Below are 25,610 nucleotides of genomic sequence, written 5' to 3' on the forward strand. Positions count from 1 at the left end.
AAAAAATCGGCGTATCTTTGCACCCGAAACATCGCGGGATAGAGCAGTAGGCAGCTCGTCGGGCTCATAACCCGAAGGTCACAGGTTCGAGTCCTGTTCCCGCTACTAAGTAAAAACACCACTTGAAAAAGCTGGTGTTTTTTTATTCAAAATTTTATCAGCTTGTCGGACTCATATCCGCCGCCGCGGGCACAGGTTCGAGTCCTGTTCCCGACCGCTACTAAGAAAAAAGCTTCAGATTTCACTGAAGCTTTTTTTGTTTTTACCTTTTTTTCTGATTCTCTTTGCGGGCACAAATTGTAAATATGCACTATCGCTGTCTACACATTGGAGAGATCGATTTTTTATTTCGTCCTTTTTGCTTCTATCTTTTTCCCATTCTGCAATAAAAACAAATTTGAAATTTCTCCTTTTTCGTTCTTTTCAAACTGAATTTGGGCATCTACTACTTTATAGAAAAATAACTTTTCACTTTCTGCGAATATTCGGAACGTATTTTGTCCTGTTAATTGTGAAAATAGTTGGTCTTTATCTAATGAAATTTTGATTTCAAAATCTTTTTCAACTTCATAAGTTCCAACAAACTTTTGAAGTTCTTCGGTAGTAACACTAATTTCTTTTCTGAATTTTTGCACCGGCAATGGTTTATTATACAGAATATTTCTAATTGCTTTAGAAGGTATTGAAACGTTGTTGTGATTTTGAAGTATTATAATTGTTTTATCATTTGTAAGATGCCTATCGATAAAAGTTACATAACCTGGCCAACCTCCATCATGGTTTGCAATTTTTCCAAAATCAACATTTTCTTCAATTCCCCAGCCAAAACCATAATTCCTTTTAGCTCCGTCTTTCAAAGTTGCTAATTCAAAAACTGATTTCATTCCCTCTTTTGTGAGTAATTTATTGTTGTATAATGCTCTATCCCAAATCAATAAATCGTTTACAGTTGAATTAACTCCTCCGTCTCCAACAATACCATCAAGCCAAACAACTATTTTAGTTTCTTCCAATTCATCTGGTAAAACATATTTTTTCAAACTATCTGAGTAAACATATCCAAAAGCATAATTGTCAATTTTCTTTGGCGATAATCTACGATTGTAAACAAAGGTATTTTTCATTTTCAACGGTTGGAAAATAACTGTCTTTAAATAGTCAGCGTATGTCAAACCCGATGCTTTCTCGATTATTGATGCTAATAGTGCATAACCTGTATTACTATATTCCCATTTAGTATTTGGCTCAAATAATATTTTTGGATGATGGGTACTAAATATATTAATTATGTCTTTGTTAGTGGCGATTTTAGATTTGTCAAATAAACTATCCATAAGTTGCATATAGTCTGGTAGACCCCCAGTATGATTCAATAAGTTTCTTACAGTTATACCTTTATAAAAAGAAAGTTCGGGTAAGTATTTATTGATGTCATCGTCCAAATTCAACTTCCCTTTTTCTTTAAGTATCATTATCCCCATTGCTGTGAACTGCTTTGAACAAGATGCCAATTCAAAAATCGAATTTTCGTTCAATTTTTCTTTTGTTGTTTCGTTTGCAAGTCCAAAACTATGGCTATAAATAACTTTCCCTTTTTCTGCAATTAGAAAATTTCCATTGATTTTCTCTTGTGAATAAAGAGAATTAAGTAAACTGTCAATTTTTTGAATTCTTCCTTGTCCAAATGTAAGATATCCAATTAAAAGAAGTCCGATTGTAATTGTTAATTTCATTTTTTATTTCTGGTTAGTTAATGTCGGTGAGATGTTTCAAATATATATTTTTTTCACTACAAACTGTCAGAAGGACATTAAATTTGATTGATGTTTTTTTAGTTCTTATATGAGTGACTATACACGAAAAAAGTATAGAAAAAATTAAGATGCACATGCTAAAACATTATAATAATCCATGATCTGGTTAGATATTTAAATGCTTCTCACTACCAAAAAAAACACCACTCATTACAAGTGGTGTTTTTTTGTTTTTACCAATTTATTTTATATTTAGCATCAATTATTTTTTAATTTATGTCCATTATAAACACAGGCTAAAATAACGAAAAACACACTGCATAAGGAAGATAGAGATCTTATGTTATTCCAAAAATTCCAACGGTCTTCGAAGATATTTCTCATTTGCTTCGCACTTGCGCTTGAGGCACTTGCAAGATCAAACAACTCCAGAGTATTATTGAGAGGAACGTTTACAAATACAGTTACAGCAAACACACCAACTGAATAAAATAGTGTCGCTATAAAGAGCAACAGAAACGATTGCTTTTTGTAGCGCAGAAAACTGGTAATTGGAAGCAAAAGTAACGTGCCAAAAAAACAAATGAAAAATGGTATATTCTGAATCTCTCGATTGATGTTCTGCATGGCATTTAGAAATTCCTTATCGTTTAGTTTTCCCAATCCCAAACTCACCGAAATCGAGTATGAAAAGAAAAGCCCAGCCATTAATGCTGTTGTCGTTGCTGTAATAATTAGTAGAATGTTTGATGCTCTCATTTTAATTGGAAATACTAACTGTTCTTTTTAAATATTCATTGGTATTTAGTTGACGAATCATAAAATCAGCAACTTCCTTACGGGCAATTTTTAGATTGAGTTTTTTATAATTTCCGTCAAAACCTATGCGATACGTATTGGTAATTTGGTCATCTGTAAAAGCACTAGGCCTAACAATTGTATAATCCAAATTACTGTCCAAAATATATTTTTCTTGCAATTTATGGTCTTGAAATGCTTTTTTTAGCAACATTCCGAACATAACATGTTTCCAGATAAAATTAAGATTTCCATAGCTTTCGCCCAAGCCTAGTGTCGTTTGGCAAATCAGCCTCTTTGATCCTTTTTTCCTCATTGCCTCAATAATTTTTTTTGTTCCTTCTGCGCGTATTTTGCCTTTTCTACCATCGCCTAAGGCACAAAAAACTGCTTCTTGATTCTGCAGCGCGTTTTCAACATCATTCAAACTCAAAACATCACCTACACGAATATGAAGGTTAGGATGAGAAATGGTTTGTAGTTTTTGAGGATCACGAACAAAAGCCGTTACTTCATCACCATTTTTTAATGCTTGTTTTACGATTTCAATGCCAACTGTACCTGTGGCTCCAAAGATTATTACTTTCATTTTATATCAATATTTAAGATTAGTGATACAAAATTGCAATAGATAAATGCCTTAAAATAGAATAAAAGCGACAGTGGCAATTATTTCTCAAATGATTTTGGAGTTTTACCGGTAAAAGCCTTAAAAACTTTTATAAAATGAGATTGATCTGAAAACCCATTTTGATACACAATGTCGGTATGTTTTTCATAATCTTTAACCGTCAATTGATCCAAGGAGGCTTGAAACTGGATAATCTTAGCAAATTGCTTAGGAGTAAGCCCTGTTTCAGTCAGAAATCTTCGCTCAAAGGTGCGAATATTGAACTTTAGCTTACTGGCGATCGAACGGATGCTTTCCTGACCTTTTGTTTGAAAGATGCATTCTATGCCTTGTCGTATTTCAAAATCAAGGTTTTCCTTTTTCTTTTCAAAATACCGTAAAAGCAATTTTGATATAATTTCAATTTTATCTTTTACGCTTTCACTCAATCCCAATTGTTTTTTGAGCCACTTCATATCTTCTTCAGTATCATCAAAGTAATAGCAATTATCATTTATGCTTTGAGGCAGAATATCGAAAAATGTTTTCAAGACAAACGGATACAACTGAAAAACGATAATAAGAAATGCGCCCGAAATCTCAAGTTCAATTGGCAGAATGGTTTGGCCATAAAGAAAAACTTCTGGCATCTTTTTATCGTGAGGCTTTACGATTAATCCGTGATCAGTTTGCTGAAACATCAAACCTGGACAACCGTCTGCAAAAAAAGGCAATGTCGTATCTGTATTTTTATCTTCATTTTCAAACACCCATATGTTTTTCACAAAAAGCGAAATAGAGTCTTCGGGAACAATATTTTGATAGTCCATATTATTGTGATTACCGATTTTATATCTATCAAATATCTGAAAATTTTTCAAAACGCAAATTTCGAGACATTTACGAAACTTTTCAATTGTCAAAAGAAGTAACAATCTGTCGATTATTCAGAACTAGCCATTTTGTAATACCTAGAAAACACGCTCGACAGAAATATTTTTTTTCTATCTTCCCAAAATAAAATTTTCTAAAATGAACCACCTGTTTTCGATAAAAAAATCATTTTTATTCAGTTTCATTGTACTAACAAGCTATTTCTTGGTTTCTTTTCACATAAAAACCGAAGAACAGACTACTTCTTATAAAACCAAAAAAGTTCTGATTTTTTCTAAAACTAATGGTTTCAGACATGAAAGCATTCCTGCCGGAATTGCAGCGATAAAAAAATTGGGACAGGAAAATCATTTTATTGTCGATGCTACTGAAGATTCTTTGGCAATTAATTCAAAAAACTTAAAGCAATATCAAGCTGTTATATTTTTAAGTGCCTCAGGTCATGTTTTAGGCGAAAATCAAAAATTGGCTTTACAAAAATTCATAGAAAACGGAAATGGTTTTGTCGGCATTCATTCGGCCACAAACTGCGAACCAGATTGGTCTTGGTACACAGAAATGATCGGCGGAATCTTCGAGGGTCATCCTGAGCCACAGAATGCAAAACTTATCATTGTAAATCATGAACATTCGTCTACAAAACATCTTCCTGCAATTTGGGAACGAAAAGACGAATGGTACAATTTTAAATATTTAAACCCAAACGTAAATGTGCTTATAAAGATTGACGAATCTTCATATAAAGGCGGTAAACATGGCGAAAATCATCCTTTGGCATGGTATCATGAATATGATGGTGGCAGAATATTCTACACAGCTTTAGGACACAGCTCTGAAAGTTACAACGATCCTCTTTTTGTACAGCATTTACTTGGCGGAATCACTTATGCTATCGGCAGATAAAAAGATAGCATAAATATCAAGACTTACAAACTTGCCATTTTTAATTTCACAATCTTTCATAGTTCCTTCATACTGGAAGTCAAGCTTGCCCATTATGCTTTTACAATTCTTATTTTCCGACTCAACAAATGCTTCAATTCTGTTAAGTTCTAAATTATCAAATCCATAATTACAAATTAACGGTATTGCTTCTTTGATAATTCCATGTCCCCAAAAATCTGGAATTAACCAAAAACCAATTTCTGCTTTTTTATGTTCTTTACTTAAATTATTTAATCCCGCCGCTCCGTAGAATGTTTTATTGTCAGCAGAACAAATAGCAAACCAAATTCCAGTATCGTTTTTTTCAAGGTCAGCAAAGAAAACCATTTGTTCTTTTGTTGCTTCCAATGTTTCAAAACTCACTCCATAATATTTGATAACTTCTGGATGTGAAAGTCCTTTGAAAACATTTTCAAGATCACTATCTGCAAATTGTCGCAGCAAAAGTCTTTCTGTTTTTATTGTTGGAAATTCTTTTTTCATGATTTTTTGTCCGTTACTAATTATCAGTTTCCGTGGTCAAGATTAAAAATAACTCATTTATTTTCAAACATGTAACTAAATTCAATTTTATTTATTGGTGTTCCGAAAGCTGTTTGGTGTCATACCTGTCGATTTTTTAAAAGCATTGTGAAAAGTTGTCTTCGAAGTGAATCCAGATTCTAATCCTATTGCCAGCAGGCTGTAGTTTTCATAATCCGAATCGAGAATCATTTCTTTCACGGCTTCAACCCTATAGTTATTTATGTAATTGGCAAAGTTATCTCCCGTAATCACATTGACGAGTTGTGAAACATATCCCGCACTTATTCCCAGCTCTTCTGCTACTTTTTCTCGGTTTAAATTGCTGTCTTTATAAATTTGATGCTCTTCGCAAAGTATTTCCAATCTCTTAAAATAAGGGTTTTCTTTTGTAAAGATTTCTAAGCCATTAGCGTCATTTCCTCTTTTAATAGGTACTTCTTCAACAAATATTTCATCGTCTAACAAAGTCTTATTATTTAGCAATTCTTCGATTTCAGTTTTATTGTCAGCCAACCTGTATCTGAACACACCATAATATGCCGTGCAATGAATTAAAAATGTAGCAAACAACGCCAAAATCTGCATAACATATGAGAGATCATATTCAAAAAGCAGCCCTGTCAAAATAACCACCATCCAGGAAAGCATTAATGCATAAACCAAAAACCATAGAAAAGTGATCCATTTCTTTTCTTGTTTATCTTTTGAAAATTTAATAAAACCGAAAGTATAAACAGCCATAAAAGGCATAAATAACAGAACAAGATAAAAATCAAAACTTCCTAAAGTTTCTAGAAAACTTTTAAGAAAGTGCGGAATTGTAAAAATATGTGCGACAGCATCACAGTCATAAAAAACATTTGTAATGGCTGAATATACAAACGGAGCATACAGCCATCGAATCTTTTTCGAATTTCTAATTGGATGGTTTACCTGATGTATAACAAACATAAAAATGAGAACCGGAAAAAGAAATGCCCATTCTACATTATCCAGAAAACGCAGGAAAGGCATACTGCTGTAAAGATCAATTATTTCGAAAACGAGATTGGCAATAAGCACCGAAAGCGCAAATATTGCATAAGCCAGATATCTATTGGCATTACTCTTAAATAGTGGTGATTTTAGAATAATTGTTCCAAGAACTATTCCTTGAAAAATTGCCGTGTTAAAAAAAATAGTAAAGATCAATCTATATAGTGGTTATTTAGTTAGGATGCTGTTTCTGTTTTTTTTTAGGTAATTACCTATAATTTTCCATCACGAAACTATACTTAATTGATTTTATTTACTGTTAAAGGAATTACAATTAAAACTAAACAAAATGACAATTAATAAGATCTGAATTACAAATTATCATTCGATTATTCTGTAAAATCTTTAATAGAATTGGCTTATTTCAACGTTTCATGTTCCTAAGAAAAAGTTAAGAAACAGCTAGAAATAAGTACCAATTTATCCACTTTTAAGCTTTTGAAACCTCTGCTAATTTTGCTTTTTTGAATTTTGGCATCAAATAATTCAAAACACTATTTTATGAAAAAAATTTTATTGTTAGCTGTTTTTACAGTTTTAGGATTTGTGAATGTAAATGCCCAAGAAATTAAATTTGGAGCTAAAGCGGGTTTAAACTTTGCAACTATCAGTGAAGATAATACCGAAAATGCTGATTTTGTAACATCGTATAACATTGGTGTTATGTCAGAAATTCCATTGTCTGAAAAGTTCTCTTTTCAACCCGAAATAATGTATTCTCGTCAGGGATATAGTTTCAATAATGATGTAATTGCTATGAATTATTTGAACATTCCCTTAATGGGAAAATACTATGTAACAAAAGGATTGAGTCTTGAAGCCGGACCTCAGATAGGTTTTTTACTTTCTGCTAAAAGTGAAAAAACAGATGTAAAAGATTCGTTTAATACTTTTGATTTTGGTGTTAATTTTGGCTTAGGATACAAACTTGAAAACGGGCTTAATTTTGGTGTAAGATATAATCTGGGATTAACTGACATTAATAATGTAGATAATTCTTCTATTAAAAATAAAAACGGAGTATTTCAGGTATCTGTTGGTTACTTCTTTTTCTAAAAACATTAATAAAAAAACACCACTCGAAATGAGTGGTGTTTTTGTTTCCTTAAATATTGAAAGCTTCTGAAACCTCATAATTCTACATTGATCAGAGCAATTCTTTTAATACCTTTTTACCGTTTTCATTATCTGGATTTAATTCAACAGATTTTTGATACATCTTAATGGCATCCTCTTTTCTACCACTTTGAAGCAATGCTTCTCCGTAGCTATCATATATATTTGAATTATTTGGAAAAAGTAATGTTGCTGAAGCGAATGTTAAAAGAGAATTGTCTGTTTTTTGCGATCTAAGAAATTGATATCCTAGTCTATTAAAATCTCTTTCTGTTGCTTCATAATTGCTTGGATTTTTTAAATATTCTTCAATTAACTGATTTGCTTTTTCTTTATTTCCACTTTCAAGTAAACTGCCATAGACTCTCGAAAGACTCTGCAAAGGCATTTTATAAGGCTTATTATCAATTAATTTCAAAACTTCACTGGCGGTCGTAAGAACCGGACTTGCAGTATTGGAGAGCAAAATGACTGTATTATTTCTAGTAATATTATGCATTAAAATTGATGTAAGCCCAGTATTGAGTCCATCATGAAAAACTATTTTTTCATTAGTATCAGTAGTGTACATCGCCCAGCCCAAACCATAGGCTATCTCTTTTTCATCTATTCGAAAAGAAGCAATTTTTCCATCATTAAGTTTTGCTGGTGTCAGCGCTTCTTCTAATTCTTTCTTACCTAAAAGCTGATTGCTAAACAATGCTTTTTGGTACTTCTGTAAATCTAGAGCCGTACTTACAATTCCTCCAGGTCCATAAAAATTACTTTTTTCATCTATTAAAAAAGTTTCTTTTAAGGTTTGAACATTCACTACACTAGTCGAATAAAAGTTGGGATAAGTATACAATTCTACCTGATTTGGCTCTTTAATTCTTCTATCTTTAGGAAGAAATGAATCTTTCATTTTAGCTGGTTCGAAAATATTTTGTTTCAAATAATCTCTAAAACTAATTCCAGTTACTTTCTCTACTATCAAAGCAGCAAGACAATAATTAACATTATTATATTCCCATTTATCTCCTGGAGCAAATGAAAGTGGCACTTTATTTTCAATTAATGCAGGTATAATATCTTCATTAGAAAAAACCTTTTCTGGCTTTTCTTTTATTGCATTATCAAATAGACGATAGTAGTTACTTACTCCCGAAGTATGGCTCAATAAATGTCTAATGCTAACATTTGGATACGGAAAATCCAGAAGATATTTTTGGACTGGATCGTCTATATTCAATTTCCCTTTTTGCTTAAGTTGCAGTATTGCTGTAGAAGTAAAGGTTTTTGATACCGATGCAATTGTAAATAGAGATTTTTCATTGATTTTTTCGTTCTTTTCGAAATTAGAATATCCATAAAAATTAGAAAAGACTTTTTCTCCCGATTTTGAGATTAAAACACTGCCATTAAAAAGATTATTTTTAGCAAGAGTTGAAAAAAAATCTTTTATCTCTTGCCCTGAGATAGTACTTGTAAAAAGTAAAACTGTAAAATAAAGAACGATTTGTTTTTTCATTTTGATTGATTTGATTTGATTGATGATTGATTTTTTAAACGAAAATAATGAAATCTTATTACTACAATTCAATAAAGTTATTTCTTATATTGGTCATTCATAAATTTCAATTGCAAACCAAATTATTTCTTATTTAAAAATTCTGTTTAACTGTTTACCAGAAGTCCAAAAATCAAATTAATATGAAAAAAATGAGAATCCGTTTAGCTTTATTACTTTTTATTTGCTTTGCATCTTCAACATCATTTGCTCAATTATCATCTGTAAAAATTGATTCTTTAATGCAAAATGCTCTTCAAAGATTCAAAGTCGCAGGAGCATCAATTGCTGTGGTTAAAGATGGAAAAATAATCCATTCGAAAGGATATGGAGTTGGTTCAATTGAAACCAAAAAAGCGGTAGACGAATACACCAATTTTCAGATTGCATCTAATTCTAAAGCTTTTACAACAGCCGCATTATCTATTTTAGAAGATGAAGGCAAATTGAAATGGACCGATAAGGTTAAAGATTATTTGCCTGAATTTAAAATGTATAATGATTATGTTACAGAGAATTTTAATATTCAGGATTTAGTGACGCATCGAAGCGGACTTGGATTAGGTGCTGGTGATTTGATGTTTTTTCCTGACGAATCTAACTTTACCGCACAAGATGTGATAAAAAGTTTTCAGCATTTTAAACCTGTTTCTGCCTTTAGAACCAAGTTTGATTATGATAATTTGCTTTATATAGTTGCTGGGGAAATAATTGCAAAAATTAGCGGAATGAGTTTTGAACAATTTGTACAACAAAGAATTATAACTCCTTTGCAGATGAATCATACGTTTGTTGGAAGTTTGCTAAATGATAAAACAAATCTCGCTGTACCTCATTCTTCAACATCTGGAACAATAAAAACCGTTGAAGCTTATGATATAGGAATAGCAAGTGCTGCAGGAGGTATTTACTCTAACGTTGCTGACATGGCAAAATGGATGATTGTGCGTTTAAATAAGGGCAAATATGGTGAAGATTTAAAATCGTCTCTGTTTTCTTTAAAAAATCATGACGAAATGTGGCGTTTGCATACCATTATGCCTACAGATTCTGACCCTAGATACAATTCTCATTTTAACGGTTATGGGTTAGGATGGTTTATATCAGATTCAAAAGGGAGTCTTAAGGTAGAACATACGGGAGGATTGCCAGGAATGTTATCAAAAGTAACGCTGTTTCCTGATCTGAACTTAGGAATTGTGATTCTAACGAATACCGAAAATGGAGGTGGCGGTCTTTTTACTGCAGTATCAAACACTATTGAAGATCGTTATTTAGGCCTTAATGATTATGGCTGGACAGATAAAGTAGCCCAATGGATGAGCGAAGACAGAAATTCAAGCGATGACGTAACCAAAAACGTTTGGAAAAAAGTAGCTTCTGCAAAAAATGTCAAAATAAAAAATGAAGATTTTATTGGCATTTACGAAGATAGCTGGTTTGGAAAAGCAGAAGTATTTTTAAAAAATAAACAATTGTGGATCAAATGCCTTCGATCTCCAAAGTTAAATGGACCCATGGCTTTTTATAATGCCAATACATTTGCTGTAAAATGGGAATACCAAGCTATGAATTGTGATGCTCTTGTAATGTTTTCACTTGACGAAACAGGTAAAGCCCAATCTATTAAAATGAAAGGCATTTCTCCAGATATCGATTTTAGTTTTGATTTTCAAGATTTAGATTTCAAAAGAGTAGAAAAATAGAAACTTCTTTTTATCACGATTAAATTTAAGTAAAGCTTCAGAGAAATCTGAAGCTTTTTTGTTCTTATACTAACTAACGCTCGAATCGGCAAAGGGAGCCTCTCAGTGAATATAATTTCCAAAATCTAAAATCAATGATTTATTGTCAGAATGGATAAAAAGAACTCTAACCAAACTCCCATCGTTAGTATCAATCAAGTATTCATAACTAATTATATCCCATAAGTCAATTAGATCAAAAATGTTCCTTTTTACTGTTTCTACTAATTGATTTAGATTGTCAATATGATAATTGCTTCTGAATATATCAGGCGCGTTGTTGAATGTTGCTAAATGATTAAGACACCATGAAAAATTCTCGCTTATTCTCTCTCTGATGCTAGTAATATCTTTTCTTGTTGGCTGAATCTTGTTAAGGAAAAAAAATTCTGTACCCAAATTGTTTGGAGAGGAAAATACAAATCGATCTTCATCAGTTAATCTTTTATCAGTACTAACTTTTATATCAAACATTGTCGGGTTATATCCGTCTGACAATACACTCATGAAATCGGAAAACAAACGAATTGAATTTTCCAATAACTTGATCCGAATCAATTCGGTCTCATTCTCTATCATATATTTTCTTTAAATCAACAGTTGCTCACATATCTACATGAAAAGTCCCATGCATAATCAACCAAATATAGATAATTCCTAATTCGTCGATCATAAATTTAGAGAAATCTGAAGCTTTTTTTAATAAATATACTTTAGCGAAATAAAATCCGTTATCCCTTTACAATTATTTAATATTACGTTTTCTCAATAACTGATTTTATATTATTAAATGTTTTCTTAAATTCGCGATTCCATAATGAAATCATTTGTTTTTATTCTAAAATTGTGATTTTCATATAAATACCACATAAAACAAACTTTATAATTATTAAAAACAAATTATATTCTAACTACAATTCAACACAATGCTTAAAAAACACAACCCCAAATTTTTATTTTTTATCCTTTTAACCTTATTTTTTTCTGCTTCTGCATTTTCTCAAAAAAGTGTTTATGCTGGAATCGAAATTGGTCGTAGAGCCATAAAAGTTTCTGTAATTGATGTTAGCAACATCAGAAAAGCCGATTATAAAATCCTTTCTTTCTGGACTGAAAGAATTCCTTTTGCTGATCACATTGACTCTAAAGGCGAACTTACTGCAGAAGACATTACTAAAACTACCGTTACAGTTACCAACCAATTACAGAAAATTAGAGCTGAAAATAAACTTCTTGAAGAAAACATCTTTATTGTAGCAGCTCCAGTTTTTGCATCTGCGCGTAACTTAGATGTTCTAAAAAACAAAATTGCTCTTTTAACTGGAAAACAATTAGAAGTATTAGAGGTGAACGAGGAAGCAAAAACTCTTGTAAAAGGTGCTATTCCTCCTGTTGATTTTGCTAATGCTTTCCTTCTTGATATTGGTGCTCAAACTACAAAAGGCGGTTATATCGACGAACTTAAAGACGGTAAATTAGAATTTGTTCCATTAGAACTTAGTTTTGGAACCATGACACTTACTGATGCTGTAGAAAAAACAGTGGTAAACAAAAGTCAAGTAAACGATATGTCTACATATCAAGAAAAATCTTTTGATTATAATGTGATTCTACGTAAAAAAACAAAAGAATTATTTGATGCAAATCCTCCTTTGGCAAAAAAGGATAAATTATATTTATCTGGTGGAGCTGTTTGGGCATTTTCAACTCTTTTCTATGACGAGAATGTTAATAAAGAGCATTATGTTGCTTTGACTCTTCAGGATGTAATCGATTATGATGCAATTCTTAAAAACAACTTTAATAAGTTTACTAATCTTGCAAAAACAAACAAAGAGGCTGCAAGAGTTTTAAGCACTTACGATCAAAAATATTTGATTTCGGCAAACAACATTCTTGTTACTTGTCTTGAAAGTATTCCAGACTATGCAACAAAGAAAATTTACTTTGTAAAAGAAGGACAAGTAATCTGGTTGATCTCTTATATTGCTGATCGTTCGAAAAAAATAAATACTAATTTTTAAGGATTTATTCTCCTAACATATTAATATCATAAAGCTCTAGAGAAATCTGGAGCTTTTTTATTTTAAGTCATTTCATAAGAGCAAAATGGTTTCAAGTTATAATTTGCAACCATGCTTAACATTCAAAAAAGTATAGTTCTTCTATTAAAGTCTAATTTTAAAATCAGGAAAAAATCTTACATGAAATAAAACTTCCCGATTATGAAAAATTTAACCGCTTTTTTTATTACTGCACTTTTAGCACTAACAGCCTGCAAAAAAGAACAATCAAAAGATAATCCAGAAAATGCAAGTGCAACGTCTACGGACTCTATAACTGCTATTGCAAAAGAAGCTTGGATATACGGATATCCAATATTTTATAATTACAAAACCATTTATGCCAATGCGCTGAATAAAGGAGACAGAGCATACGCAGGTTTTAATAAATTTAAAAGCTTCGCTAATAGCGCTACTCCCGCAGATACTCTAGTTGTAACAATAAATAATGATACGCCTTACTCTATGGCAGCGCTTAATGTTTCTGATGAACCTGTTGTTCTTGAAGTGCCTAAAATGGAAAGTGACCGATATTACGTAATGCAATTGGTAGATTTATATACCTTTAACTACGAATATATTGGAACTCGTGTTACTGGAAACAATGGCGGAAAATATCTGCTTGCAGGACCAGACTGGAAAGGTGAAACGCCAAAAGGAATTGACAAGGTTTTGCACTCAGAAACCAACTTAATATTTGTAGTCGGACGAACTCAGCTTCATGATCCTGCTGATATTTCTAATCTGAAAAAAATACAAAGTCAGTATAAAATAACTCCGCTACACGAATATACAAAACAGCCTGCACCACCAGTTAAAAAATACAACTTAGAACTTCCTGTTTGGAAAGAGAGCGATTATGGCACTCCGCAATTTATTAATGTATTAAACTCTCTATTACAATATGCGAGCGAAGACAGCAGTGAAAAAGAACTGAGAGCCCGTTTTGCTAAAATCGGACTTGTACCAGGCACTGCTTTTGACAGCAGTAAATATCCGCCAGAAACGATAAAAGCAATCGAAAAAGGAATTGCAGAAGCAAAACAAGAATTAGAATCAAAAGTAAGCGGTCTTAAAGACTTCGGAAATCTTTTTGGCACTAGAGCCGAACTTCAAAATAATTACCTAAATCGTGCAATTGCAGCGGCTGCTGGAATTTACGGAAACACAAAAGAAGAAGCTGTGTACACGGGAGCTAGTAACGACAAAGACAATCAGCCTCTTTTAGGAAATAATAAATATGTTATAAAATTCAGTAAAGATCAGCTTCCTGAGGCGAAATACTTTTGGAGTTTAACGATGTATAATCTTCCGAAACGTTTTCTGGTTCCGAATCCGATTAACAGATATTCTATCGGTAATAAAACAAAAGGTTTAAAGTATGAGCCAAACGGAGATTTGGTTATTTATCTGCAAAGCACTTCGCCTGGAAAGGATAAAGAAAGCAACTGGCTTCCGACTCCGAAAGATGAAAAATTCATGTTTGTTATGAGAATTTATGGTCCAGAACCTGATGTAATCAACAATGTCTGGAAAATGACTTTACCAGAAAAAGTAAAATAATCATTCATTGATAAAGCATAAAAGCTTCAGAGAAATCTGAAGCTTTTTTTTGTTTCTAAAATAATCTATTAAAAATTTCATCATTTAAAAACTATATCGCAATATTGCAATATTAATATAACCAACATGGGAGCAACTAAAACTGAACATTTTACAGACGCACAAAATCAAATTGCTACAATTGCCAAAGCATTAGGGCATCCTGCAAGAATTGCCATAATCGAATATTTATTAAAAGTAAACGAATGTATTTGCGGCGATATCGTAAACGAACTGCCTCTTGCCCAGCCTACAGTTTCTCAGCACCTAAAAGAGTTAAAAAATGCGGGAATCATTAAAGGAAATATTTCTGGAAATGCAATTTGTTATTGTATTGATGAAAAAACAATTGACATTTTAAACTCCTACTTTTTAAACATTACACAAACTATTTCAAAATCAAAATGTTGCTAAAACATTTTTTTTGACAAAGTGTATCGTAATATTGCAATTAACAAATAAATAAAAACAAGATGAAATTATCAGAAGTAAAACAGATTTTACCAACATTGGAGAATGTTGAGTTTCAATTGGAAAATGGAACTTTTGTGCCAGAACATTTTCATGTGACGGAAGTTGGCGTAGTGACCAAAAACTTTATTGATTGCGGCGGAGTAATCAGAACTGAGAAAGCAGTAAACTTTCAGCTTTGGGATGCCAACGATTTTGAGCATCGCTTAAAGCCTAATAAATTATTGCACATCATTCAATTGTCTGAAGACAAGCTAAACATAGAAGATCTAGAAATTGAAGTAGAATATCAAAACAGTACAATTGGTAAATATGATTTAGAGTTTAATGGAAAAACGTTTATTCTAAAAAATAAAACCACAGCATGTTTGGCACAAGATGCTTGCGGTATTCCAGCAGAAAAACAGAAGATCAATCTTACTCAATTGACCAATGACACTGCTTCCTGCTGCACGCCAAATTCAGGATGCTGTTAAAAAATGAAAGAACTAATCTTTAAACACAAAAAACCAATTATAATAACCTCCTCTGTTATTTTGCTGCAGCTTATTTTTGGTTTTGAACCAAAATTCTGCATTATAAATATCATTTGGTTATTTGTTTAATTATGAAAAAGAAAATACTAATACTTTGTACAGGAAATAGCTGTAGAAGCCAGATTGCTGAAGGCTATATGAGATTTTTTGCAGGAAATAAAGCTGAGGTTTACAGCGCTGGTGTAGAAACTCATGGCGTTAATCCGAAAGCTATTTCGATAATGAAAGAGGATGGAATAGATATTTCAAACCATACCTCTAATAATATTGACGAATACACCCATATTGATTTTGATTTTGTCATTACAGTCTGCGATAATGCAAAAGAACGATGTCCATTTTTTCCAACCAAAGCAGTCAAATTTCATTATAATTTCCCCGATCCTGCAAAGGCAACAGGAACTGATTCTGAAATAATGGAACAATTTAGGAGCGTTAGAGAGCTCATAAAAGAGTATTGCAAAAATTTTGCTACAGAAAACTTATCATAACAAAAAGCTTCAGAACAATCTGAAGCTTTTTGTTATTCCTCAACCAACATTTCGTTAATAATATCTAGCAATTCCATTTCGTCAGTAGGAAATAAATGAAGTGCTTGTTCTAAAACCAATCTGACATCTATCGAAGGGTTTTTATGATTTTCATTTTCTAAAGCCATAATACAAAGCTTTAAGGTATTTGTGATCAAACAGCCTAATTCGGAATAATTTAAAACCTTTACCTCAACATTACAGCTTTTATTACCCGTTGGTTTCAAAATATTTAAATATTGAACCGATTGTTTTTTGATGTATTCTAAGTCTTTTAATTCTTTCATTTCTATAATTTATTCTTTAATAATCAGATATTTATTCATTAAGTGAATTTGACAGCATCACATTATCAAACAAATATAAGCAAAAAACAGACGAATATGACTGGATTTATATATTCCTGTTTTTTTAACTACTTCATTTTAATTTTCAATAAATAAAATAAGAAGAGATGAGAAAGAATGAAGTTCCCGAATCTGTAAAGATTGTTGGAAATAATATAAGAGAGATTGTCAAAGAGAAAGATCTCAAAGTCCGACATGTAGCTCATGATGCAGATCTTGATATTGAAGCTTTAAGAAGATATATGCTAGGAAAACAAATTATGGGTATTGATAAACTTATTCGAATAGGTAAAGCCTTAAATGTTCCTTTTTCGGAATTATTTCGAAATATGTAATTAAAACCAAAAATGCGTAAACCCAAAAGGACTTACGCATTTTTTCTGATGAAACATTATAAAAAACGCCGTTTATCTTCTTCTTCCGCCGCCTCCGCCGAAGCCTCCACCTCCACTAAAGCCACCTCCGCCACGAGAACCGCCTCCCATTTGTCCTGCACTTGGTCTTGACGAAGAGCCTCCTCCTCTATTAAAATTGCCTCCTGAAGAGCTTCCTCTATTAAGATTTGAAGTCCCTGCACTTGGCGATGAACTTTGACGTGTTCTTCCAGATGCGCTAGTATTTCCTGCACGATTGGAATTTCCTGCTGATGGACGTGTACTTGCTGAAGGGCGCGAATTACCTCGATTGGTATTGTATCTATTATTGGTCGAATTATCTCGTACTGTAGTAGATCTCGATCTATTATTATTGTAATTATTAAAACTGTTTCTGTTATTTATATATACATTGTTATGCCCGCCATGATAATGTCCGCCATGATAACCATGATGATGGTAATAATGGTTATGACGATAAATTCCAACCGCCATTACAGTAAAAGCGGCGAAATAAGGCGGATAAAATCCGTAATAATAAGGTGGATAATATGGCACGTAAGCTGGTGAATATACATATTGCACAATTGGCACTGTTTCTACCACAACTGCCGTTACTGCTGGCGAACTTTGTACGGGTTCGTCTCCTGTATAGGCAGGGTTTGCTGTTTTTGCTGGCGAAGATTTAGCTACTGGTTCAATAACATAATCTTTTCCATACAGAAGCTCATCGCCTACAATCTGCATTTTCACCTTTCCGTTTTTATCTTTATCGACCAAAATAACAGCAACGTCTTGATTTTCCTTCTTGTTTACAGCAACCTGCAGAATAAAAGTAAACGAATTACCATTTTTCTTTGTGACTACTTTTATAAAGTCTACTTTTTTATCCAGATCCAAATCCAGATTATTGATTCCTGTTTTTTCCAGATTCAGATTTTTTTCAAATTCCTCGATGGTTTTTGATTTCTGGAACAGAGACATTACAGCATACAGATCAAGATTATCGCCAGGAAGCCCAAGTTCTGGACCATCATTATCAGATTGGCAAAAAATCAACTGGGCAGACATGATTAATGCAACGGTCAAATATTTTGTAAATTTCTTTATCATAGTAAGAGTATAAAATATTAATAAGCGGAGTAGAAAATGATTCTTTCTATACTTTCTACTCTGTACCCAGAAATCGTTTATTGTTTTTTCGTTTTATCCAATTCTCCAATAAAAGGAATAGCATCTTGAATTTCAGCTCGTATGGTTACTTGCAAATACTGTTCAAGTTGCACAAATTTTGCAGCATTGATTCCGCCAATAGCTTTCACCAGTTTAGAATGTGTTTTGGTAAGCAGTTTTTCAGCTTCTTGATTATACTTTAAATTCGAAGATGTTAATTCTGTAGCTTTAGCATCGCTCAGCGTAGCATAATTCTTTGCATAATCTTCAAGAATTTGAATCTTCTTTTGACTTAAAGCTTTGCGCTCTGATTCGTAATTGTCATAAATCGGCTGAAATGCTGTAGCCTGTACATCTGTTAAACCCAAATATTCTTTGACCACTTCTGCTTTAGATTTTCCGTAAAGATCTTGGATTAGTTTTATCTCATCAACAGAACTTTGCGCAGCGGCATTCAATCCAAAAACCAATGACAGTATAAATAGTATTTTTTTCATAATCTTTATTTAGTAAGTTATTCTATCAATCCATCAGAAGCGCTCATGTCTCTTACACAAACATATTTGCCATCTCTTTTTTCGAAATAGCTCATGTAGTTTCCGGTATTAATTGGCGTTTTAGTAGAATCTATTACTTTATAATATCCTACTTCTAGAACCATATTTCCGTCATGCGAAACAAAAACTTCTTTGGTTTCAAATGATATCGTATTGGTATTATTAGTCAAATCTGATTCTAAAAACTCATATCTAGCATCTTTACCAATAATTGGTGGCCTGTTCTGATAAAAAGTTATCGCATCGTCTGCATAATATCCTATTTCTTTTAGCTGACCTGCATTGTATGTAGCAGCATATTCATTTTCTTTTGCCTGAATTTGCTTCTTGATTTCTTTTAGGTCAATTACAGTATTTTCGTCTTTTTTTGTGTTGCAGGAAACCAATAAAGCACAAAACCCTGCGAGAACCGCTCTTATCACTATTTTATTTTTCATACACATTAAATTTTCAAGTTGATATTACATTATTCCCTTTTACTAACAGACCAAAAAGCAGCTGTTGCCTTTAGCAATGATTTTATCAGCATCAATAATAGTATTAGGATCATAAGTCTAGATTTGCTTAAAAAATAAGATTAATATTCTTCGAATATCTTTTGAAGTTCTGCCAAGCTTCTTTGTTTCAATAATGCTACTGACAATAAGATTCTAGATTTCTGCGGATTCAAAGCGTATGAAGCAATAAGTCCAAGTTCATCATCATTGCATTCTACATTACGGCTTACAAGTCCAGTTGCAACTCGCGTGCTTCTAACTACTATAATTCCTTTTTTACTGGCTCTTGCACAAGCATCTAATGAAGCTTTGTTCATATTTCCGTTTCCTACTCCAGCAATTACAATTCCTTTGGCGCCACGCTCTATTGAAGCATCAATTAAATCTGGTTTCATATCTGCATCGGCATAAATAATATCTACGCGAGGGAAAGAGCTAACGCCCTTCACATCAAACTCTGAGTTTTTCCCAAATTTTTGACTAGGGTAATTAAAGAAATCATTCGTCCCGTAAGAAGTAATACCGATAAGTCCACGAAGCGGAGACATAAAAGTCTGAACAGCAGTTGTACTCACTTTTGTTAAAGATTGAGCTGAATGAATCCAGTCATTCATTACCAAGAGAACTCCGCGTCCTTTTGCTTTAGGATCACCGGCTACTGCAATCGCATTATAAAGATTTAAAGGCCCGTCTGCACTAATTGCCGTTGACGGACGCATTGATCCAACAAGCACTACTGGTTTATCTGTTTTTGTAGTTAGATTTAAGAAAAAGGCCGTTTCTTCCATCGTATCAGTTCCGTGCGTAATTACAAAACCGTCTACATCGTTGCTGTTGGCTAATTCATTAATTCGATTAGCCACTTTCAGCATAATTTCAAAAGACATATCCTGAGATCCTACATTCGCAATTTGCTCGCCTTTTATATCGGCCACTTTTAAAGCATCAGGAATTGCATTTACCATCGCATCAATGGTAACCTGCCCCGAAGTATATCCTGATTGTACCCCAGTTTTAGCAGAACCTGCAATTGTTCCTCCGGTTGCCAATATTAGAACTTTCGGCTTAGCCTGTCCGAACATGCTGATATTTAGCGATAATATCAGCAGTAAAATTATTTTTTTGCAAAAGTTGATATTTAATTTCATGTTTTTTCTGTTTAAAGTTGAGGTTTATTTTTGGCCTGTTAAAGTTGCTGGATCAAGCAGTTTTTTAATTTGATCTTCTGTCAGCAATTTCTTTTCGCGTATAAGTTCTAAAATACCTTTATTGGTTGCCAATGCTTCTTTGGCTAGTTCAGTTGTTTTTTCGTAACCCAAAACAGGATTCAGAGCAGTTACAACACCAACACTTCGATCCATATAATGCGCCAAAACGTCCTTGTTTACCGTAATGCCATCGATACAGTTTTTTCTAAATAATGGCATTGCTTTAAAAAACAATCCTTGAGATTCCATCATAGCGATGGCTTGAACAGGTTCAAAAGCATTTAATTGCAATAAACCAGATTGAGCGGCAACCGTTACAGTCAAGTCATTCCCCATAACTTTAAAACACAATTGGTTCATAAGTTCTGGCATAACCGGATTTACTTTTCCTGGCATAATTGAAGATCCTGGCTGAAGTGCAGGCAAATTGATTTCGAAAAAACCAGTACGAGGACCAGAAGCCAAAATGATCAAATCGCTGCTTATTTTTGCCAATGCAACTGCCATACTTTTAAGTGTAGAAGAATACATTACAAATCCTTGCTGGCTGGTTGTGGCGGCAATTAGATCTTTGCTCATTACGATTGGTTTTCCTGTAATTTTGGCAAGATGTGCAGCTACTTTTTCAGCATAACCTGGAGAAGCAGTAATACCTGTTCCAATAGCTGTAGCTCCCATATTTTGTTCGCATAGATAGACTTCAGATTTTTTCAAAGCACTAATCTCTGCATCAAGCTGATTTCCGAAAGCATGAAATTCCTGGCCTACCGTCATTGGCACAGCATCCTGTCCTTCTGTTCTTCCCATTTTTAGGATGTCTTTAAATTCATCCCCTTTTTTATGGAAAGCTTTAGCCAAAAGATCGGCCTCTTTAAGCAGTTTGTCATTATGAAGCAGTAATGCCACTTTTATAGCTGTTGGATACACATCATTTGTTGATTGTCCCATATTAAGATCATCGTGAGGTTCAATGTATTGATATTCTCCTTTTTTATGACCGCTCAGTTCCAATGCAATATTGGCCAAAACTTCGTTCACATTCATATTAGCAGAAGTACCAGCACCACCTTGATACAAATCAACCAAAAATTGATCGTGATATTTCCCGTCAATTACAGCTTGGCAAGCTTTTTCTATAGCAGCCAGCCTGTCTTTTTTAAGTCGGCCTACATCAGCATTTGCACGCGCCGCCGCTAGTTTAACCATTGCAAAAGCTTTTACATAATCAGGATAAGATTGCGTGGTCAAACTACTTATCTGAAAATTTTCTAACGCACGTGCTGTCTGCACACCGTAATAAGCATTTGCTGGGATTTGTTTTTCTCCTAGAAGATCTTTTTCAGTTCGAGTCTGAGCATTAAGAATGCCTAAAGACAATGCGAACAATAGCAGGTATTGTACAGTTTTACACATATTTTCTTTTTTTTATTGATTAAAAAACAAAAGGCTTTTACTGATTTCTTTTATAAAATGATTGTGAAAAATTATATCTAAAAGAAAACTGTATTTTATTTATTGAAGTACTCCATCCGTCGTTGAAGTTTTCGCGGTTACCCCACTGAAATTCTACTCCAACCATGCAATTTTTTACAGGAGTGTACAACAGATTTCCAAGCACATACTGTCCCTTTTTAAAAGCGTCATCTGTTTGTCCGTCTGAGTTATCAATATCAATCATAGAATATCCTATTGCGGTACTAAACTTGTCACTCCAAGTATGATCTAAGAAAGCAACAACACCAACTAGAGGAAGCGCAACACCTTTTACAGGAGTTACAAGATTACCAAAATTGTTTTCGATACCTATATCAACCGGAGCATCGTTCATGTAGTTTTGTATTCCCTCTCCATATACAACCTGTCCTCTAAAAACATCATTTTTACTAAAATTGATATTAGTACTTAAATTAAGTCCCCAGCCTACTGCGTCTCCAGACAAATCATACTGATCATTATTCTGATCTTTCCATTCGATTTTTCGAACGATACCAGCTAACTCAATATACCCCCATTTTGTAGCGTGATGATATTCTGCAGAAAGATCTGGTAGCGGAAATCTTGCTTTTACCCCTTGCAATTCCACACGATTTGCATAATCTCCCTGATCGGCACTTGCTCCTGGTCTTTCTAATGCAATGGTTAAACGGGTATCGCCTTGAATTGGCATATAACGTATTTGAATATTTCTAAAAAATACCATTCCTGTTGGTCCCCAATATTCTAACGAATTCGGGAACACACCAATATCCATAAAAGGGCTCCAAGTTTGTCCAGCTCCAAATTTTCCTAATTCGGCATAAGCATGGCGAAGACGAAAAGTAGTCTGTCCCGCATCAACACCTGTACCGAACAATTCGAACTCAAAATGAGTTTTTAATTCGCCAATTCCTGTGTCAAAGTAATTTTTAAAACCTAATCTAGTCTGACGTACAGAAGCATAGTAACTGCCATCTGGACCGTATTGATCCTTAAAAGCGGGCAATTTGGTAGGTCTAACCACATCGTACCAATCTGATTGTATCTGATTGAAATTATAACCGACATCGGTCATAATAAAACCGTAGATTTCCATGCTTTTATTCCCTTCATCTTGAGCCTGAACAAAAGCGGAAATGAGAAAACAAGTTATGAGGAAATGATGCCTCATAGCTGTCATTTGCAAAAACCTTTTTTTCATAATGATTATAGTTTGTTTACTGTGGGATACAACTTTTAATCTGATTTTTGCAGTCCTGGTTTAAAATAAAAGTCATTTTATTTTAAAAAATCGATATTCCTCAGTACGAATTTTTATTCACCTTAAAAGCTTTTATCTGATCCTAAAAGTTTTTAATATGGGAATGCAAAAATTTCAACACTTTTATAATACAGTCTTTTTTTGTTAAAAAAAGCACCAAAACACAGGTTTTTCATTGATTATCAAACAAATATAATTAATACAATAGTACAATCAGGGTTATTAACCGTTACATTTAACGGTTAAAAATATCAGATAAATAATACTAACATGTTAAAAATTTTCATAAATTTATATCTCCATAAACATTTGGTTTTTAACATTTTATACGCCCCAGTGACTTTTTTTTGACATTAATAATTTTCAAATAATTTATTATGGATATAAAAAAAATCCCCTCGGATAAAATCTATGATGAGCTGGAAAATGTTTTGAAGTTTTATTCTTTTAAAAACTCAACACTGCTAAGTAACTTTCTGCGCTATATTGTGACAGAGACTATAGATGAAAGACAGCAGTTTATCAAAGAATATTCTATAGCTGTAAATGCTTTAAGCAGGCCTTCTCATTTTAATCCTCATGATGATGCAATGGTTCGAATTCATGCAGGACGCTTGAGAAAATTGCTTCATGAGTACTATTCTACCGACGGAAAAGACAATCCGCTTATTATTCACGTCCCGAAAGGCGGTTATGTTCCAGAATTTATTCACAACAACAAAATGAGAGCTACTGATCTCCATGTCAGTACCAATAAAACAAATCCGGTGATTACGGTTTTTCCTTTTAAAACAATCGCTCATCGACCAGATTTAGAAGCTTTTTCACAGATTCTTTCCGAAGAAATTAGCGCAGAACTTTCTCGTTTTCAGGATATCTCTGTAATCGGCCATTTCCCTTCTGATGTTATTTCAAAAATTAACGAAAATGTTCTAGAAGCTGCTAATCTTATTGGAGCTGATTTTATTATTACAGGACATATTCAAATTATTGATAACAAATTGCAAATCAGAATCAATCTGATAAATTCTTCTTCAGGAAAGTTTATAATGACCAAATTGTTTACACCTGCAACTTTAGATGACGGCATTAGACTTCAAAATGATATTGTCAAAGATATAGTTTCTACTATGGGTGGCTATTATGGTATTATTTTTAATGAAATGGTGAGAACTGCTCCATCTAAAATTTCGAATAACACCGGAATTCTAAGAGCAATCTGCAGTTATCATGAATATCAGCGCTCTTATTCTATCGAAAATTTTGCTAAGGCTCTGTCCAATTTAAATGAAGCTGTAGAATTAGACCCAAATCATGCAATTGCTTGGGCAATGCTGGGCGAAATGCATTTAGCTTCTATGGCATTAGGATTAGATAATTGTAAAAAAACGGTAGAAAAAAGCAGTCATTGCGTTACAAAAGCTTTAAATATTGATCCTAATTGTCAGCAGGCTTGGTATGCCCTAGCCATTATAAACTGTTTTAAAAAAGATCAGGACAATTGTCTATCAGCGGCAGAACAATGCCTAAAGATAAATCCTAATTCTTCTGGTATTGCTTCAGGAATAGGTTGCGTATTGATTTTTGCAGGTTATTTTGAAAAAGGGTTTAATTTATTAGAAAATACAATCCGCATAAACCCCTCACATCCATGGTGGATTAATGTTGGATATTGTTACTATTACATCCATAAAAAAGAATACCAAAAGTCTTTATATTGGGCAGAAAAAATGGATTTTAGCGAGACTATTTGGGATCCCTTATTAAAAGCTGTTTCTTTATCCCTCTTAAGTGAAGATGCAAAAGCAAAAGTCTATTTAAATAACCTTCTAGAGCTACAGCCTCAAACAGCAGGAGAAATAAAAGAAACGCTTTCTAGTTTCATGTTTTCTGATGAAATTGTTTTTAGAATCATTAACAGCTTAAAAAGAATTGGACTAAAAAATGACTTTTAAACTCTAAGAGATTTAATCAAAAACTACGCAAGCCTTTTATTTAAAAAGCTTGCGTAGTTTTTGATCTAAAAATGCAATTTAGTAGATTGTTTGATATAACTCATTACAAATGAACTCTGCACTTTGCTTATATTAGGAATATCTGAAAGCTTTCTAATAAAATCATTAAACGATTCTGGATCTTTCACTACTACTTTTAGAACATAATCGAAGATTCCGCCAGTTACATATCCTTCAACAACCTCATCGAGTGCGGCAACTTGTCTCGAAAATTCTTCTACAAGCTCCAAACGCTGACTGTTTAAAGAAACATTAATAATTACTGTAAAATTTAACCCTACCCTTTTCGGATCAATTATCGCTACATAATCTTTTATATAACCTTCATTTTCGAGTTTTTTAATTCGGTCATAAACCGAAGTTCTCGACATGTTGAGTCTTTCCGTCAAATCTGTAATATCAAATCTTGCATTCTCCTGAAGGATTCGAAGTAACTCTATTTCTTGTTTGCTTAATTCTTGCATCGGATTTTTTCCAGTTAAAGTATAAAAAATAATTCAATTTCGTACAAAACACACAAAATCATAAC

The 25,610-nt window shown here is 33.1% G+C and carries 26 protein-coding genes and 1 tRNA gene; 11 read left to right on the top strand and 16 right to left on the bottom strand.

Annotated elements, in window-relative coordinates:
* Positions 1-32: 32 nt before the first annotated feature.
* Positions 33-105, top strand: a tRNA-Met gene (locus JI750_RS00605).
* Between the two features lie 239 nt (positions 106-344).
* Here the strand turns inward: JI750_RS00605 and JI750_RS00610 are convergent.
* The 4 genes from JI750_RS00610 to JI750_RS00625 form a co-directional block, all read right to left on the bottom strand.
* Positions 345-1,733 carry a serine hydrolase gene (locus JI750_RS00610; protein WP_201998255.1) on the bottom strand — a complete coding sequence of 463 codons (1,389 nt, stop codon included), beginning with the start codon at positions 1,731-1,733 and terminating at the stop codon, positions 345-347.
* A 279-nt stretch (positions 1,734-2,012) separates the two neighbouring features.
* Entirely contained in the window at positions 2,013-2,513 is a 501-nt protein-coding gene (locus JI750_RS00615; RefSeq protein WP_201998257.1) for an anthrone oxygenase family protein, read from the bottom strand.
* 1 nt (position 2,514) lies between these two features.
* Positions 2,515-3,141 carry an NAD(P)-dependent oxidoreductase gene (locus JI750_RS00620; protein WP_201998259.1) on the bottom strand — a complete coding sequence of 209 codons (627 nt, stop codon included), beginning with the start codon at positions 3,139-3,141 and terminating at the stop codon, positions 2,515-2,517.
* A gap of 80 nt (positions 3,142-3,221) precedes the next feature.
* Positions 3,222-3,992: a helix-turn-helix domain-containing protein gene (locus JI750_RS00625; protein ID WP_201998261.1), complete on the bottom strand. Its 771-nt coding sequence runs from the start codon at positions 3,990-3,992 to the stop codon at positions 3,222-3,224.
* 202 nt (positions 3,993-4,194) lie between these two features.
* On the opposite strand from JI750_RS00625, the gene JI750_RS00630 reads away from it, so the two are divergent.
* A complete protein-coding gene (locus JI750_RS00630; protein WP_201998263.1) occupies positions 4,195-4,959 on the top strand; it encodes a ThuA domain-containing protein in 765 nt (254 codons plus the stop codon).
* Here the strand turns inward: JI750_RS00630 and JI750_RS00635 are convergent.
* Together JI750_RS00635 and JI750_RS00640 are read right to left on the bottom strand one after the other, a co-directional pair.
* Positions 4,924-5,484: a GNAT family N-acetyltransferase gene (locus JI750_RS00635; RefSeq protein ID WP_201998265.1), complete on the bottom strand. Its 561-nt coding sequence runs from the start codon at positions 5,482-5,484 to the stop codon at positions 4,924-4,926. The two genes, JI750_RS00630 and JI750_RS00635, sit on opposite strands and share 36 nt — an antisense overlap.
* Before the next feature lie 87 nt (positions 5,485-5,571).
* The gene (locus tag JI750_RS00640; RefSeq protein WP_201998267.1) at positions 5,572-6,717 is read right to left on the bottom strand and encodes a helix-turn-helix domain-containing protein; all 1,146 of its coding nucleotides are present in this window, start codon (positions 6,715-6,717) and stop codon (positions 5,572-5,574) included.
* Positions 6,718-7,062: 345 nt separating this feature from the next.
* Between JI750_RS00640 and JI750_RS00645 the strand changes: the two genes are divergently transcribed.
* Complete coding sequence (locus JI750_RS00645) at positions 7,063-7,617, top strand: porin family protein (protein WP_201998269.1); 555 nt, start codon at positions 7,063-7,065, stop codon at positions 7,615-7,617.
* A 91-nt stretch (positions 7,618-7,708) separates the two neighbouring features.
* Here JI750_RS00645 and JI750_RS00650 read toward each other — a convergent pair whose 3' ends face one another.
* Positions 7,709-9,187, bottom strand: coding sequence for a serine hydrolase (locus tag JI750_RS00650; protein WP_201998271.1), 1,479 nt, complete (start codon positions 9,185-9,187; stop codon positions 7,709-7,711).
* 182 nt (positions 9,188-9,369) lie between these two features.
* Between JI750_RS00650 and JI750_RS00655 the strand changes: the two genes are divergently transcribed.
* Positions 9,370-10,932, top strand: coding sequence for a serine hydrolase (locus tag JI750_RS00655; RefSeq protein WP_201998273.1), 1,563 nt, complete (start codon positions 9,370-9,372; stop codon positions 10,930-10,932).
* A gap of 102 nt (positions 10,933-11,034) precedes the next feature.
* Here the strand turns inward: JI750_RS00655 and JI750_RS00660 are convergent, their stop codons facing one another.
* Positions 11,035-11,550, bottom strand: a complete 516-nt coding sequence (locus JI750_RS00660; RefSeq protein WP_201998275.1) for a hypothetical protein — start codon at positions 11,548-11,550, stop codon at positions 11,035-11,037.
* Between the two features lie 347 nt (positions 11,551-11,897).
* Here JI750_RS00660 and JI750_RS00665 point away from each other — a divergent pair, with 347 nt between their 5' ends.
* The 5 genes from JI750_RS00665 to JI750_RS00685 all read left to right on the top strand — a co-directional run bounded on the left by JI750_RS00665 (position 11,898) and on the right by JI750_RS00685 (position 16,134).
* Positions 11,898-12,995, top strand: a complete 1,098-nt coding sequence (locus JI750_RS00665; protein WP_201998277.1) for an exopolyphosphatase — start codon at positions 11,898-11,900, stop codon at positions 12,993-12,995.
* 201 nt (positions 12,996-13,196) lie between these two features.
* Complete coding sequence (locus tag JI750_RS00670) at positions 13,197-14,597, top strand: DUF1254 domain-containing protein (RefSeq protein ID WP_201998279.1); 1,401 nt, start codon at positions 13,197-13,199, stop codon at positions 14,595-14,597.
* A 126-nt stretch (positions 14,598-14,723) separates the two neighbouring features.
* Positions 14,724-15,050: an ArsR/SmtB family transcription factor gene (locus tag JI750_RS00675; protein ID WP_111362835.1), complete on the top strand. Its 327-nt coding sequence runs from the start codon at positions 14,724-14,726 to the stop codon at positions 15,048-15,050.
* Positions 15,051-15,109: 59 nt separating this feature from the next.
* Entirely contained in the window at positions 15,110-15,583 is a 474-nt protein-coding gene (locus JI750_RS00680; RefSeq protein ID WP_201998281.1) for a DUF6428 family protein, read from the top strand.
* A gap of 131 nt (positions 15,584-15,714) precedes the next feature.
* On the top strand, positions 15,715-16,134 hold the full coding sequence (locus JI750_RS00685; protein WP_201998283.1) for an arsenate reductase ArsC: 420 nt from the start codon (positions 15,715-15,717) through the stop codon (positions 16,132-16,134).
* Positions 16,135-16,166: 32 nt separating this feature from the next.
* On the opposite strand, the gene JI750_RS00690 is transcribed toward JI750_RS00685, so the two are convergent.
* Positions 16,167-16,460: a hypothetical protein gene (locus tag JI750_RS00690; RefSeq protein ID WP_236672947.1), complete on the bottom strand. Its 294-nt coding sequence runs from the start codon at positions 16,458-16,460 to the stop codon at positions 16,167-16,169.
* Between the two features lie 167 nt (positions 16,461-16,627).
* Between JI750_RS00690 and JI750_RS00695 the strand changes: the two genes are divergently transcribed.
* On the top strand, positions 16,628-16,855 hold the full coding sequence (locus tag JI750_RS00695) for a helix-turn-helix domain-containing protein (protein WP_201998286.1): 228 nt from the start codon (positions 16,628-16,630) through the stop codon (positions 16,853-16,855).
* 72 nt (positions 16,856-16,927) lie between these two features.
* Here the strand turns inward: JI750_RS00695 and JI750_RS00700 are convergent, their stop codons facing one another.
* The 6 genes from JI750_RS00700 to JI750_RS00725 form a co-directional block, all read right to left on the bottom strand.
* The gene (locus tag JI750_RS00700) at positions 16,928-18,007 is read right to left on the bottom strand and encodes a hypothetical protein (protein WP_236672948.1); all 1,080 of its coding nucleotides are present in this window, start codon (positions 18,005-18,007) and stop codon (positions 16,928-16,930) included.
* Positions 18,008-18,084: 77 nt separating this feature from the next.
* A complete protein-coding gene (locus tag JI750_RS00705) occupies positions 18,085-18,564 on the bottom strand; it encodes a hypothetical protein (RefSeq protein WP_201998288.1) in 480 nt (159 codons plus the stop codon).
* 17 nt (positions 18,565-18,581) lie between these two features.
* Complete coding sequence (locus JI750_RS00710) at positions 18,582-19,061, bottom strand: YybH family protein (RefSeq protein ID WP_201998290.1); 480 nt, start codon at positions 19,059-19,061, stop codon at positions 18,582-18,584.
* Positions 19,062-19,201: 140 nt separating this feature from the next.
* Positions 19,202-20,269, bottom strand: a complete 1,068-nt coding sequence (locus JI750_RS00715; RefSeq protein ID WP_201998292.1) for a type II asparaginase — start codon at positions 20,267-20,269, stop codon at positions 19,202-19,204.
* A gap of 24 nt (positions 20,270-20,293) precedes the next feature.
* On the bottom strand, positions 20,294-21,742 hold the full coding sequence (locus tag JI750_RS00720; RefSeq protein WP_201998294.1) for an aspartate ammonia-lyase: 1,449 nt from the start codon (positions 21,740-21,742) through the stop codon (positions 20,294-20,296).
* A 37-nt stretch (positions 21,743-21,779) separates the two neighbouring features.
* A complete protein-coding gene (locus JI750_RS00725) occupies positions 21,780-23,006 on the bottom strand; it encodes a DcaP family trimeric outer membrane transporter (RefSeq protein WP_236672949.1) in 1,227 nt (408 codons plus the stop codon).
* Positions 23,007-23,443: 437 nt separating this feature from the next.
* Here JI750_RS00725 and JI750_RS00730 point away from each other — a divergent pair, with 437 nt between their 5' ends.
* Positions 23,444-25,021, top strand: a complete 1,578-nt coding sequence (locus JI750_RS00730; protein ID WP_201998295.1) for a tetratricopeptide repeat protein — start codon at positions 23,444-23,446, stop codon at positions 25,019-25,021.
* 65 nt (positions 25,022-25,086) lie between these two features.
* Here JI750_RS00730 and JI750_RS00735 read toward each other — a convergent pair whose 3' ends face one another.
* Positions 25,087-25,545, bottom strand: coding sequence for an Lrp/AsnC family transcriptional regulator (locus JI750_RS00735; protein ID WP_111377338.1), 459 nt, complete (start codon positions 25,543-25,545; stop codon positions 25,087-25,089).
* Positions 25,546-25,610 lie beyond the last annotated feature (65 nt).

The sequence above is a fragment of the Flavobacterium tagetis genome, assembly GCF_016735615.1.
GTDB lineage: Bacteria > Bacteroidota > Bacteroidia > Flavobacteriales > Flavobacteriaceae > Flavobacterium > Flavobacterium tagetis.